12 protein-coding genes and 1 other RNA gene are annotated in these 12,120 nt (G+C 62.8%); 4 read left to right on the forward strand and 9 right to left on the reverse strand.

Features of this window, described 5'->3' with window-relative positions; translation table 11 throughout:
- Positions 1-4: 4 nt before the first annotated feature.
- Positions 5-514 (reverse strand): crossover junction endodeoxyribonuclease RuvC, encoded by a 510-nt coding sequence (gene ruvC, locus YH62_RS12775; protein WP_046794600.1) that lies wholly within the window; start codon positions 512-514, stop codon positions 5-7.
- Between the two features lie 203 nt (positions 515-717).
- Here ruvC and YH62_RS12780 point away from each other — a divergent pair, with 203 nt between their 5' ends.
- Positions 718-1,695 (forward strand): methyl-accepting chemotaxis protein, encoded by a 978-nt coding sequence (locus YH62_RS12780; protein WP_046794601.1) that lies wholly within the window; start codon positions 718-720, stop codon positions 1,693-1,695.
- 117 nt (positions 1,696-1,812) lie between these two features.
- A complete protein-coding gene (locus YH62_RS12785) occupies positions 1,813-2,814 on the forward strand; it encodes an LLM class flavin-dependent oxidoreductase (protein WP_046795074.1) in 1,002 nt (333 codons plus the stop codon).
- A 122-nt stretch (positions 2,815-2,936) separates the two neighbouring features.
- Here the strand turns inward: YH62_RS12785 and YH62_RS12790 are convergent, their stop codons facing one another.
- From YH62_RS12790 to YH62_RS12820, 8 genes are all read right to left on the reverse strand, one after another.
- Positions 2,937-3,683 (reverse strand): YebC/PmpR family DNA-binding transcriptional regulator, encoded by a 747-nt coding sequence (locus tag YH62_RS12790; protein WP_046794602.1) that lies wholly within the window; start codon positions 3,681-3,683, stop codon positions 2,937-2,939.
- 120 nt (positions 3,684-3,803) lie between these two features.
- Positions 3,804-4,646: an MBL fold metallo-hydrolase gene (locus YH62_RS12795; RefSeq protein WP_046794603.1), complete on the reverse strand. Its 843-nt coding sequence runs from the start codon at positions 4,644-4,646 to the stop codon at positions 3,804-3,806.
- Positions 4,647-4,769: 123 nt separating this feature from the next.
- Complete coding sequence (locus YH62_RS12800) at positions 4,770-5,594, reverse strand: YmdB family metallophosphoesterase (RefSeq protein WP_046794604.1); 825 nt, start codon at positions 5,592-5,594, stop codon at positions 4,770-4,772.
- 11 nt (positions 5,595-5,605) lie between these two features.
- The gene (locus YH62_RS12805) at positions 5,606-6,184 is read right to left on the reverse strand and encodes a 5-formyltetrahydrofolate cyclo-ligase (protein ID WP_046794605.1); all 579 of its coding nucleotides are present in this window, start codon (positions 6,182-6,184) and stop codon (positions 5,606-5,608) included.
- Entirely contained in the window at positions 6,184-7,464 is a 1,281-nt protein-coding gene (locus tag YH62_RS12810; RefSeq protein WP_082118338.1) for a hemolysin family protein, read from the reverse strand. Before YH62_RS12810 ends, YH62_RS12805 begins: the two co-directional genes overlap by 1 nt.
- Before the next feature lie 322 nt (positions 7,465-7,786).
- A non-coding RNA gene (gene ssrS, locus YH62_RS29460) (6S RNA) lies at positions 7,787-7,945 on the reverse strand.
- A gap of 66 nt (positions 7,946-8,011) precedes the next feature.
- Entirely contained in the window at positions 8,012-8,389 is a 378-nt protein-coding gene (locus YH62_RS12815; RefSeq protein ID WP_046794607.1) for a cell division protein ZapA, read from the reverse strand.
- Positions 8,390-8,402: 13 nt separating this feature from the next.
- The gene (locus YH62_RS12820) at positions 8,403-8,675 is read right to left on the reverse strand and encodes a DUF4164 domain-containing protein (protein WP_046794608.1); all 273 of its coding nucleotides are present in this window, start codon (positions 8,673-8,675) and stop codon (positions 8,403-8,405) included.
- Positions 8,676-9,001: 326 nt separating this feature from the next.
- On the opposite strand from YH62_RS12820, the gene tkt reads away from it, so the two are divergent.
- On the forward strand, positions 9,002-10,984 hold the full coding sequence (gene tkt, locus YH62_RS12825; protein WP_046794609.1) for a transketolase: 1,983 nt from the start codon (positions 9,002-9,004) through the stop codon (positions 10,982-10,984).
- A 42-nt stretch (positions 10,985-11,026) separates the two neighbouring features.
- Positions 11,027-12,037 (forward strand): type I glyceraldehyde-3-phosphate dehydrogenase, encoded by a 1,011-nt coding sequence (gene gap, locus YH62_RS12830; protein ID WP_046794610.1) that lies wholly within the window; start codon positions 11,027-11,029, stop codon positions 12,035-12,037.
- Positions 12,038-12,120 lie beyond the last annotated feature (83 nt).

Here is a 12,120-nt window from a genome sequence, read left to right on the forward strand (position 1 = left end):
CAAACTAGCCGGCGAGCACCGCGCGCATTCGCTGGCCGCCCCGATGATGCGCGTGGCAGATGGCGATGGCCAATGCGTCGGCTGCGTCGTTGCCGGTGAATGTCGCCTTCGGCATCAGGATCTTCAGCATCATGTGGATCTGCTGCTTTTCCCCGTGGCCGACACCGATCACCGACTTCTTCACCGCGTTCGGGGCGTATTCGGAAACCGGCAATCCGGCCCGCGCCGGCACCAGCATGGCGATCCCCCTCGCCTGGCCGAGCTTCAGCGTGGCGACGGCATCCTTGTTGACGAAGGTCTGCTCCACCGCCGCCTCGTCCGGCTGGTAGGCGTGCACCACCTCGGCAAGCCCGTCATGGAGCTGGCAAAGGCGGGAGGCGAGATCCATGTCGCCATCGGAAATGACGGTGCCCGAAGCGACGAAGCGCAAGCTGTTGCCGAGCGTCTCGATGACGCCCCAGCCGGTGCGCCGGAGGCCCGGATCTATGCCGATGATGCGAATCGTCTCTGTCATGCCTTACCCTACCTTTCGGCATCGGCAAGTGCCACGAGAATGTGAACAAAACAAAAACGACGCATGCGCCCGATTTAGGTTAACCGCTTGTTAAGTCTCCGGCCAAGGTTTCGGGGAGAACGGTCTTAGCCGATGCAACGACCTCTTCCTTTCCGCATTCCGCTTCGACGAAATGCGGGCCCGAGATGCCAGGAGAGCCGACCATGCTGAAGGATCGCGAGAACATCGAGATCGAGGTGCAGAACCTGCGCAGCGTCGTCAGCGCGCTGGATGCGGGCTTGCGCAGCCTCGCCTCCGGCGATCTCTCCCACGTCATCGAAACGCCCTTCCCGAGAGCCTACGAAGGGCTTCGCAACGATTTCAACCGAAGCCTGCGCATGATCGCAGGCAGCATGGAGGCGGTGGCGGAAAGATCCGATCTCCTGCGCGATGCCTCCTATAACCTACGCCAGGAGCTGGAAGGCCGGGCCGATGCGGCAGCCGCCCAGGCTTCGATGCTGACCAAAGCCTTCGCCGAAGCGAGCGAGCTCGCGCTGACCGCCGGACGGCAGAAGACCCAGGCTGAGCATGCGGGCGCGATCGCCCATAACGCACGGCTCGACATGCGCGAGCCCCGGCAGGCCTGTGAGGCTTCCCTTGCGGCGCTCGGCAACGCAGAAGAAGCAACGCTTGATCTGACGCCGCTGGTCGCCGCGATCGAGCAGACCGCCGGCGAGGCCGGGAAACTGGCATCGAAGGCAGGAAACGAGGCCAACGGCAAGGAACTTCGCGCGCTGGCCGAAGGTCTTGCAGCCACGGCAGGCATGCTCTCGGCGGCCGTGGCTGGGTCGGCGCAAGCGGCAACCCTCGCCCGAGATCGCGCCGAGCGGACAGGCCGCGAGATCGCCGCCATCTCCCTCTATGTCGATGCTCTGGACGAGCATGTCCGCGATCTCGCGACGGGCGCGGTCATCGAGGCCGACGCGGCCTCCGCCTTGCAGGCCGATCTTTCCGAGCTTGCCAGGGCAAGCCGCCAGGGAAATGCCGGCGAACACGCGCTGAGGATGATCCTCGACCGGATGGATCGGGAGATCGCGGCAATCGGCCAGCAGGCCGGACGGTACATTCCCGTCACCGTTCTGACGCCGCAACCTCCGACGCCATCGCGGCCGGGCACGCATCTGCGCCTCGTCAAATCATGAGCGGCAGCGTCAGGCCGGCCTGTTTCCGGTGATTGGCGGAGGGGTCGCATTTCGCCGGCGAGTGCCTACATGAGGGGCGAACAATCCCGCCCCTCAACCGCCCTATTGGACATGCCGATGATCCCCTTCTCCATTCTCGATCTTTCACCGATCGGTGAAGACCATTCCGCGCGCGATGCCCTCGAACAATCCCGCCGCATGGCGATCAAGGCCGAAGAACAGGGATATAAGCGCGTCTGGCTTGCCGAGCATCACGGCATGCCGGGCATTGCCAGTGCCGCGACCTCTCTGGTCATCGCCCATCTGGGCGCGGCGACGAAGACCATCCGCGTCGGCTCCGGCGGCATCATGCTGCCGAACCATTCGCCGCTGGTGATCGCCGAGCAGTTCGGCACGCTGGAAGCGCTCCTTCCCGGTCGCGTCGATCTCGGCCTCGGCCGGGCTCCCGGAACCGACATGCGCACCGCCCAGGCCCTGCGCCGTAACCTGGAATCCGGCGCGGAAAACTTCCCGCATGACATCGTCGAATTGCAGCGCCTTCTTGGGGCGCCGGAGGAAAATCAGCCTATCCTGGCCGTACCCGGAATGAACAGCCAGGTTCCGATCTGGCTCCTGGGCTCGAGCCTCTACAGCGCCCATCTCGCCGCGGCCCTGGGCCTCCCATACGCCTTCGCCTCGCATTTCGCGCCGGACATGCTGATCGACGCCATTTCCATCTATCGCGACCGCTTTCAGCCCTCCGCGTCGCTGGACAAACCCTATGTCATGGTGGGCGTGATGGGCGCTGCGGCAGAAACGGACGCGGAAGCCGACCGGCTCTTCACCTCGTCGCAGCAGCAATTCGTGAACCTTCGCAAGAACATCCGCACGCGCTTCCCGAAACCGGTCGACAGCATGGAAGGCCTCTGGACGCCGATGGAGAAGCTGAGCGTCGAGCATACGCTTCGCTATGCCGCGGTGGGCTCGGTTTCCACGATCGAGGCGAAGCTCACGGATTTCCTGAAGGAAACGGAAGCGGACGAACTCATCATCTCGATGCCGATCCACGACATTGAGGCGCGACTGAGGTCGGTCGAGCTGTTTGCAACCCTGCCGATGATGGAGAAGGTGGAAGCATAGCACTACCCCCTCTGGCCTGCCGGCCATCTCCCCCACAAGGGGGGAGAAAATTCGCCGCACCCCAGCAGGGTTCGACGGATTAGCCCCTCCCCCTTATGGGGAGGGGTTGGGGAGGGGAAAAATTAGGCCGAGAGCTTGGCCATGACCTCGTCGGAAACCTCGAAGTTCGAATAGACGTTCTGCACGTCGTCGTCGTCCTCGAGATTGTCGATGAGCTTCATCAGCGACTGGGCTTTTTCCTCGTCCACCTCGATGGTGTTCTGCGGCCTCCAGATCGCCTTGACCGTTTCGGCCTCGCCGAGCGTGGCTTCAAGCGCCTTGGAAACTTCGCCGAGGCTTTCGAACTCGCAGATAATGGTGTGGCCGTCTTCGTCGGAGGTCACGTCGTCGGCGCCGGCCTCGATCGCTGCTTCCATCACCGTGTCGGCATCGCCGGCGGAGGGCTTGTAGGTGATCTCGCCCACATGGTCGAAGGAGAAGGAAACCGATCCGGTTTCGCCGAGCGCGCCGCCCGCCTTGGAGAAGATCGAGCGGACATTCGAAGCCGTGCGGTTGCGGTTGTCGGTCAGCGCCTCGACGATGACGGCCGTGCCGCCCGGGCCGTAACCCTCGTAGCGGACCGCATCATAGGTCTCGGCGTCGGCACCGGATGCCTTCTTGATGGCGCGATCGATATTGTCCTTCGGCATGGACTGCGCCTTGGCGTTCTGAACCGCCAGACGCAAAGCCGCATTCATGGTCGGGTCGGGCAGACCCGCCTTTGCCGCAACGGTGATTTCGCGCGCAAGCTTGGAGAACAGCTTGGACCGGATCGAATCCTGGCGACCCTTGCGGTGCATGATGTTCTTGAACTGTGAATGGCCAGCCATGGCACCCCTGATGTTTTAGCTTCGGCTTGTTCTGGAATGGGCGCCTTATAATTTCGAAGGGCTGCCCGTTCAAGAGCATTCGATGCTTTTGCTGGCGGGGCGAAGGCAGACGCTAGGGCCTCAAAGGCCCTGCGGCACCATGATCGTCGGCTTCCTGGGCAGCGTGCGCAGCGAAACGCGAAGCGTGCGTTCGCTCGCATGGGCGATGTCGAACCTGCCGTCGAACATCGAGAGGAAGCGGTCGAGCGGCGGTCCCCAGCGGTGCATGGGCAGGATGAGCGCCGAGCGCAGCCGCTGCACGACGCGGCTCATGCTGTCCGCACCCATGGTGAGCCCGCCGTCGACCGGCACCATGAGAACGTCGAGGCGGCCGATCTCGGTATAGTGGTCGTCGGTCAATTCGTGATGCAGATGCCCGAGATGGCCAATGCACAGGCCGGCGATCTCGAAGATGAAGATCGAATTGCCGTTCTCCTCGAAATCGCCGCCCCATGAGCGGATGTCGGTGGTGACGTTGCGGATATAGGCATCCCCCACCGCCAGGTTATGCTTGGCCATTTCTCCCGGCACATCGCTCCATCCATGCAACACATGTTCGATCTCGGGATCGGGGTTGAGGGTGTAATGCGTCGAATGCGCCTTGTTCATCGTCACCACGTCTGGAAGACGATCGGGCTGATATGCGCCGCTGTAATCCGTCGCGATCCCGACGCCGCCGGGGGATTCGATGAAATAGGTCGAATGGCCGACGAAGGTGATCCTGACTTCCTCTCTGGCCGAAAGCGCGTCATCGCTCTTCGCTTGCGCCAGCAGGAGATCGGCCGGTTTGAGGCTCGCGAAGGTGACGTCGGGAAGCTTGCTGGCGATTGCATGGCACTGGCTGACGGGCGCATCCTGCGCGCTGGCCGCCGCTGCGAAGAGAAGAAAACCGGAAAATGCGAATGCGACGGTCCGCAGCATCATGCCACCCTCAAGTCCATTCAACGGCCAAGAAGATGCGGCAATGCGAAAACCCGGTCCAGCCGGTTTTCGCCGGCCGGGCCTCACATTTCCGTCATTTCAGCGGTGGCGTACCCGCAAGCGGTGTCAGTTCCAGAAGTCCGGAATGCTCTCCGAAAGCCTCGGGCCGATCCTCAGCGGCGCGATCTTTTCCGCAAGTCCGGTTGAATCGGAAATCTCGATCCCGAGCCCACAGATTGTGGCCGGGCCGGTCGCGGCTTCGAAACGCCCCTTCGGCATCTTCGAGATGAAGCGGTTCAGCGGCTCCTCCTTGTCCATGCCGAGAGAAGAGTCGTAATCGCCGCACATGCCCGCATCGGTCATGTAGCCCGTGCCGCCGTTCAGGATCTGGCAATCGGCGGTCGGCACATGCGTGTGCGTTCCCACCACCAGGCTGGCGCGGCCGTCGACGAAATGCCCGAAGCATTGCTTCTCGCTCGTGGCCTCCGCATGGAAATCGAAGACGATCGCATCCGCCTGCTCCTTCAAGGGGCACGCGGCGAGGATCGCTTCGGCTGACTTGAAGGGATCGTCGAGTTCGGGATGCATGAAGACGCGCCCCATGATGTTGGCGACCAGCACGCGGGCGCCGTTGCGGGCATAATAGATGCCCGAACCCCTGCCCGGCGTTCCGGCCGGATAGTTCGCAGGTCTCAGGAACTGGTCGTGCCGCTCGGAAAAGGAGACCGCCTCCTTCTGGTCCCAGACGTGGTTGCCGGTCGTCACCACGTCCGCACCGGCATTGACCGTCTCGAGGAAGATTTCCTCGGTGATGCCGAAGCCGCCGGCGGCGTTCTCGCCGTTGACGATGACGAAGTCCAGCTTCAGGTCGGAGACGAGGCCGGGGAGCTTTTCCCAGACCGCCGTGCGGCCGGTCTTGCCCACCATGTCCCCCAGGAATAAAAGACGCATATCAATCCAATCTACCGGCTGAAAGGCCGGAAACCGCTTTCGGTCAGGACGGCATTCAATCTGACGTCGTGATCTTCAGCGGGCACAAATGCCACCTCCTGGCAATCGAATGCAATCCCGATCAGCAGCGGGTCCCGGCCTTTTTCGTGCAGCCGCCGGATGGCGCGGTCGTAATAACCACCCCCGTAGCCGATCCGATGACCCACCGCGTCGAAGGCCGAAAGGGGCACGAGCATGATGTCGGGCTCGAGTTCCGGCGCCTCCGGTCCGGGCCCTGAAGTGCCGAAAACGCCCTTCACCAGTTCCGCGCCGCGGATGAGTTCGCGGAAGACGATGGTCTGCTTGTCCAGGATGACGGGAACGCAGATACGCGCGCCGCGATCCCTCAAGAGAGCCATCAGAGGCCGAATGTCGGCCTCCGAACGTATGGGAAGGAAGGCGGAAACGATCGTGCCCGGACGGATCTCGACTACCTCCTGCCCGAAAGCCACCATGGCAAGGCTCTTTTCGATGCGCTCTTCGGGCGGGATCGCGTCGCGCGCGGCAAGTCGCCCCTCCCTCAAGGCTGCCTTCCTGCGGCTCTCCGTCATCAGTCGTCCGCCCGCCGCACGAGCAATTTGTCGATGCGGCGTCCGTCGAGATCGATCACCTCGAAGCACCAGCCGTCCTTTACGAAGCTCTCGCCGAGTTCGGGAATATGCTTCAACTCGTCCAGCACGAAGCCGGCGACCGTCTCGTAGTCAGGATCATTGCCCAGCGAGAAGCCCATCTGGTCGGAGAACTCGTCGACCGGCATCCAGCCGGCAATCAGGAACGAACCGTCATCGCGCGGCACGATGGCAGGCTCCTGCTCCTCGTCTTCCTGGAAGACGCCGGTAATGGCCTCCAGCACGTCGCCGGAGGTGATGATGCCTTCGAAATGGCCGTATTCGTCATAGACCAGCACCATATGGGCCGGCGCGCGCCGAAGCGCCTGGATCACGTCGAGCGCCCCGGTCAGATCCGAGACCACCGGCGCGTCGCGCATGATGTTCTTGATATCGAACAGCTTGCCGCCGGCCATGAAATCATAGGCATCCTTGACGAAAAGCACGCCAACGATTTCGTCGGAACTGCCCTTGCGCACCGGCAGGCGGGAACGGGTCGTCGCCCTGAGCTGCGTCCGGAGTTCTTCCGGATCGTCCTCGGTATCGACCACCTCGACGTCGCGACGCGGCGTCATCAGGCCGCGCGCGGTACGGTCGGCAAGCCGCATGACGCCCGAGATCATCGCCGATTCCTCGTTCTCGATCACGCCGGCGCTCTGCGCCTCGGCAAGCACGGTGCGGATCTCCTCGTCCGTCACCCGGTCGCCGGTCTCCCCCCTCTGCCCCAGAAGTCGCAGCACTGTCCGGCCGGAAACGTCGAGGAACCAGACGATCGGCGCTGCGAATGTCGCGAGCAATTTCATGGCGGGTGCGACACGCGCCGCGACCGCCTCCGGTGCGCGCAACGCGATCTGCTTCGGCACGAGTTCGCCGACGATCAACGAGAGATAGGTGATGGCGACCACGACCGAGCCGACGCCGAGCGCATCCGCCGCGCTTGTCGAAAGGCCCTGGACCTGCAGCCAGTTGCTGAAGCGGGCGCCAAGCGTCGCGCCCGAGAAGGCGCCGGACAGAATGCCGACGAGGGTAATGCCGATCTGAACACTGGAAAGAAAGCGGCCCGGATCTTCCGCAAGCCGTATGGCGGTCGCCGCCCCCCGGTTGCCCTGCTCGGCCATGACTTTCAGACGTATGGGGCGGGATGAGACGACGGCAAGTTCCGACATTGCGAGGACACCGTTCAAAACGGTGAGAGCAATGACGATGAATATTTCAGTTAACAAGAGAAGCTCTTTAGCTGGGACAATATCCTGCGCACGAAACAGTTCACCGCTTCGAAGGCCATGCCGCTGCAAAACGGCGGGCAATCCTGGAAACGATGTTTCGCGCACAGTTCAGAAAACCGGAGCCGGTTTTCGGAGCTATGCACCTTCACTCGGGCCCGATCATAGGGGGGCAACCCGGCCAATGCAATGCTTGGAACAAAAAGCGGAAGGAATGTTTGGGAGATAATGCCTCAAGCCGGTGAAACCCGACGGCACAGCCGGTTCGCGGACGCCGTGAAAGGAGGATGCCACGGCCTCACGAAACTCGAAAAAGAAGAAAGCGCGATCCACGGCAACCGATGGAGATTTACGATCCTGGGCGCCTACAAACGTAGGTGGGCACCGTGTGTCCAAGCCCACGGGCCTGGTCAGGGACAGCTCCCTTTGGATCGAGTATGGCCCCAGGGATTGTGGTTCCTGTCGAGAGGCGCAGACCGCGTTCGCAATATAAGGGCGAAGCTTGATTTGCGCCAGTGGCGCCTATTGATTTTTCCTCATGGCCGGATCAATTGACCGTTGCGGCAACACGGCCGTTGAGCTTGGCCGTCAGCCCGTTGAGCCGCACGGCGAGGTCGCTGAGCGCCAGCGCCACGGCCTCGTCGCTGCGCTGCTGCACTTCCAGGGCGCCGTCGCGATTGGACGCGAGCGAAGCGATCTCGCCTTCCAGCGCCGCGATCTTGCGCGTCATTTCCGAAAGCTCGTCCATGATCATGATGCCGGCCATCACCGTGATGCGCAGATCGCCGATTTCTCCGAACTGCCCCTTGAGATGACCCACATAGCTGTCGAAGCGATCGGCGAGTTCGGCCAGGTGATTCTCCTGCCCCTCCTCGCAGGCCATGCGATAGGCCTTGCCGTCGATCGTCACCGTAACCTGGGCCATCCCATATCCTCGTTTAACGATCCAGCACGGCGCGGATCGTCTCCATCGCCGTCACCAACCGCCGGGAAACCTCCCGGTTGACCTCTTCCAGACGGTTCGCCCTGAATTGCGACTGGTCGAGTTCCTGTGCGAGCCTTGCCCGGTCGGCATGCACCCGCTTTACCTCGCCCTCGACATCGCTGTTCATGCGCTGTCGCTCGATGCGCATATCGACGGCGTTCTCCAGGCCCCCGATTGCTGCCTTGAGTTCCGAAATCGCCTGCTCCACCGTCTTTTCCGCGGGCATCCACTTTTTTCCGCTGCTGGCACCGAGGGCTGGCCGAATCGTGAAGCCGCCCTTTCCGACATGACGCGAGACTAGTCCCCGTCACGAAACCGGTCAACAAACCCGCGGTTAAGTGCCTGTCCTACCTGTGGATCACCGCTTTTTTCGAAGTATTGCAAGCACTCGCCATGCCTGCTCATAATTCAAGCAGGCTGCGGGATTGTTGGCCAAGAGGCCCTTTTCCGGGGCGCAGTTTTATTGACTTGCGCGTTGCACCTGCTAAGGATCACCCGCTTTCATACGGTCCTCTCCCAGACCGTGATCGACACCGGAAAAACGGATTAGCCATGACCTCTCGCGACAAACATAACCGGATGGCGAATGCGATCCGATTCCTTGCCATGGATGCTGTGGAAAAGGCCAATTCCGGCCATCCCGGCCTTCCGATGGGCGCGGCCGACATCGCGACGGTTCTCTTCACGCGCTACCTGAAATTCGACCCGAAGAACCCGCTCTGGCCCGATCGCGACCGCTTCGTTCTGTCCGCCGGCCACGGCTCGATGCTGCTCTATTCTCTCCTCTACCTCACCGGCTACGAGGATATGACGATCGAGGATCTGAAGCAGTTCCGCCAGCTCGGTTCGAAGACCGCCGGCCATCCGGAATACGGCCACGCCTCGGGCATCGAGACCACCACGGGTCCGCTCGGCCAGGGCATTGCCAACGCCGTCGGCATGGCGATCGCCGAGCGCAAGCTCGAAACCGAATTCGGCAGCGATCTGCAGAGCCACCATACCTATGCGCTGTGCGGCGACGGCTGCCTCATGGAAGGCATCAGCCAGGAGGCGATCACGCTCGCCGGCCACCTGAAGCTCAACAAGCTCGTCCTCTTCTGGGACAACAACTCCATCACCATCGACGGCGCCGTTTCGCTGGCCGACTCGACCGACCAGGTCGCCCGCTTCAAGGCCGCCAACTGGAACACGATCGCCATCGACGGCCACGACATCGACCAGATCGCGGCCGCGATCGAAGAGGCGCAGAAATCGGATCGCCCGACCTTCATCGCCTGCAAGACCGTCATCGGCTTCGGCGCTCCGAACAAGGCCGGCACCCACAAGGTCCACGGCGCGCCGCTCGGTGCGGAAGAAATCGCCGCCACCCGCAAGGCGCTGAACTGGGAGGCGGAAGCCTTCACCGTTCCCGCCGACGTGCTGGATGCCTGGCGCCTCGCCGGTCTGCGCTCCACCAAGGCCCGCAAGGAATGGGAAGAGCGCCTTGCCGCCACCGCCCCGGAGAAGAAGGCGGAATTCGTGCGGCGCTTCGCCGGCGACCTGCCGGGCGGCTTCGACAGCGCCATTGACGCCTTCAAGAAGAAGGTCGCCGAGAACAACCCGACGGTCGCCACCCGCAAGGCGTCCGAGGACACGCTCGAGATCATCAACAGCATCGTCACCGAGACGATCGGCGGATCGGCGGATCTGACGCCGTCCAACAACACCAAGACCAGCCAGATGAAGTCGATCACCCCGACCGATTTCACCGGCCGCTACGTGCATTGGGGCATCCGCGAGCATGCCATGGCCGCCGCCATGAACGGCATCGCGCTTCACGGCGGCCTCATCCCCTATTCCGGCGGCTTCCTAATCTTCTCCGATTACTGCCGTCCCTCGGTTCGCCTCGCCGCACTCATGGGCATCCGCGTCGTCCACGTCTGGACGCATGATTCCATCGGCGTCGGCGAAGACGGCCCGACCCACCAGCCGGTCGAGCATCTGGCGGCACTCCGCGCCATCCCCAACCTGCTCCTCTTCCGCCCGGCCGACGAGACCGAAACGGCGGAATGCTGGCAGCTCGCGCTGAAGGAGAAGCACCGCCCGTCCGGCCTGGCTCTCACCCGCCAGAACCTGACGCCGGCGCGCAAGGAATACGAAGAGAAGAACCTCTGCGCCTATGGCGCCTACGAGCTGATTTCGGCAAGCGATGCCAAGGTTTCGATCTTCGCTTCCGGCTCGGAAGTCGAGATCGCCATCAAGGCTCAGGGCGTGCTGGAGCAGAAGGGCATCCCGACGCGCGTCGTCTCCGTGCCCTGCGTCGAGCTCTTCGCCGAACAATCGGAAGATTATATCGAGGCGATCATCGGCCATGCGCCGGTCAAGATTGCCGTAGAGGCTGCCGTCCGTGAGGGCTGGGACCACATCATCGGCTCCGACGGCGTCTTCATCGGCATGAAGTCCTTCGGCGCCTCCGGCCCCGCCAAGGAGCTGTTCAAGCACTTCGGCATCACCGCGGAAGCGGTTGTCGCCGCTGCTGAACAGCGTCTCGGCTGACGCAACAACGTGAAGATTTGAGAACAAGCGGGAGTTTGTGAAATGACTGTGAAAGTGAGCATCAACGGCTTCGGCCGCATCGGCCGCAACATCCTGCGCGCCATCGTCGAATCCGGCCGCACCGACATCGTAGTGGTGTCCATCAACGATCTCGGCCCCGTCGAGACCAATGCTCACCTGCTGCGCTACGACTCCATCCACGGTCGTTTCCCGGCCGAGGTGAAGGTCGAGGGCGACACCATCACCATCAACAACGGCAGGCCGATCAAGGTCACCGCGATCAAGGACCCGGCAACCCTGCCGCACAGGGAACTCGGCGTCGATATCGCGATGGAATGCACGGGCATCTTCACCGCGCGTGAAAAGGCCGCAGCACACCTGACCGCCGGCGCCAAGCGCGTCCTCGTCTCGGCCCCGGCCGAAGGCGCTGACCTGACGGTCGTCTATGGCGTCAACCATGACCAGCTCACCAGCGAGCACATGGTCATCTCCAATGCGTCCTGCACCACGAACTGCCTGGTTCCGGTCGTGAAGGTTCTTGACGACGCAGTGGGCATCGACCACGGCTTCATGACCACGATCCACTCCTACACGAACGATCAGCCCTCGCTCGACCAGATGCACAAGGATCTGTACCGCGCCCGCGCTGCCGCTCTGTCGATGATCCCGACCTCCACCGGCGCCGCCAAGGCCGTCGGCCTCGTCCTGCCGCACCTCAAGGGCAAGCTCGACGGCACGTCGATCCGCGTTCCGACCCCGAACGTCTCGGTCGTCGACTTCAAGTTCGTCGCCAAGAAGGCAACCACGGTCCAGGAAATCAACGAGACCATCAAGGCCGCCGCCAACGGCAAGCTGAAGGGCGTCCTCGGCTACACGGAAGAGCCGCTCGTCTCCCGCGACTTCAACCACGACAACCACTCCTCGATCTTCGCGATCGACCAGACCAAGGTCATGGAAGGCAACTTCGTGCGTATCCTCACCTGGTACGACAACGAATGGGGCTTCTCCAACCGCATGAACGACACCGCGGTCGCTTTCGCGAAGCTGATCTGATCCTTCCTATCGATTGCCCCTCATCCGCCTGCCGGCACCTTCTCCCCGTTCTGACGGGGAGAAGGACATACGCCTCGATGGTC

This window comes from Rhizobium sp. LC145, assembly GCF_001005825.1.
Taxonomy (GTDB): Bacteria; Pseudomonadota; Alphaproteobacteria; order Rhizobiales; family Rhizobiaceae; genus Neorhizobium.

What these genes read in the sequence shown, in the direction of transcription:
- ruvC (WP_046794600.1), bottom strand. Translation starts at nt 514, where the DNA reads ATGACAGAGACGATTCGCATCATCGGCATAGATCCGGGCCTCCGGCGC.
- YH62_RS12780 (WP_046794601.1), top strand. Translation starts at nt 718, where the DNA reads ATGCTGAAGGATCGCGAGAACATCGAGATCGAGGTGCAGAACCTGCGC.
- YH62_RS12785 (WP_046795074.1), top strand. Translation starts at nt 1,813, where the DNA reads ATGATCCCCTTCTCCATTCTCGATCTTTCACCGATCGGTGAAGACCAT.
- YH62_RS12790 (WP_046794602.1), bottom strand. Translation starts at nt 3,683, where the DNA reads ATGGCTGGCCATTCACAGTTCAAGAACATCATGCACCGCAAGGGTCGC.
- YH62_RS12795 (WP_046794603.1), bottom strand. Translation starts at nt 4,646, where the DNA reads ATGATGCTGCGGACCGTCGCATTCGCATTTTCCGGTTTTCTTCTCTTC.
- YH62_RS12800 (WP_046794604.1), bottom strand. Translation starts at nt 5,594, where the DNA reads ATGCGTCTTTTATTCCTGGGGGACATGGTGGGCAAGACCGGCCGCACG.
- YH62_RS12805 (WP_046794605.1), bottom strand. Translation starts at nt 6,184, where the DNA reads ATGACGGAGAGCCGCAGGAAGGCAGCCTTGAGGGAGGGGCGACTTGCC.
- YH62_RS12815 (WP_046794607.1), bottom strand. Translation starts at nt 8,389, where the DNA reads ATGGCCCAGGTTACGGTGACGATCGACGGCAAGGCCTATCGCATGGCC.
- YH62_RS12820 (WP_046794608.1), bottom strand. Translation starts at nt 8,675, where the DNA reads ATGCCCGCGGAAAAGACGGTGGAGCAGGCGATTTCGGAACTCAAGGCA.
- tkt (WP_046794609.1), top strand. Translation starts at nt 9,002, where the DNA reads ATGACCTCTCGCGACAAACATAACCGGATGGCGAATGCGATCCGATTC.
- gap (WP_046794610.1), top strand. Translation starts at nt 11,027, where the DNA reads ATGACTGTGAAAGTGAGCATCAACGGCTTCGGCCGCATCGGCCGCAAC.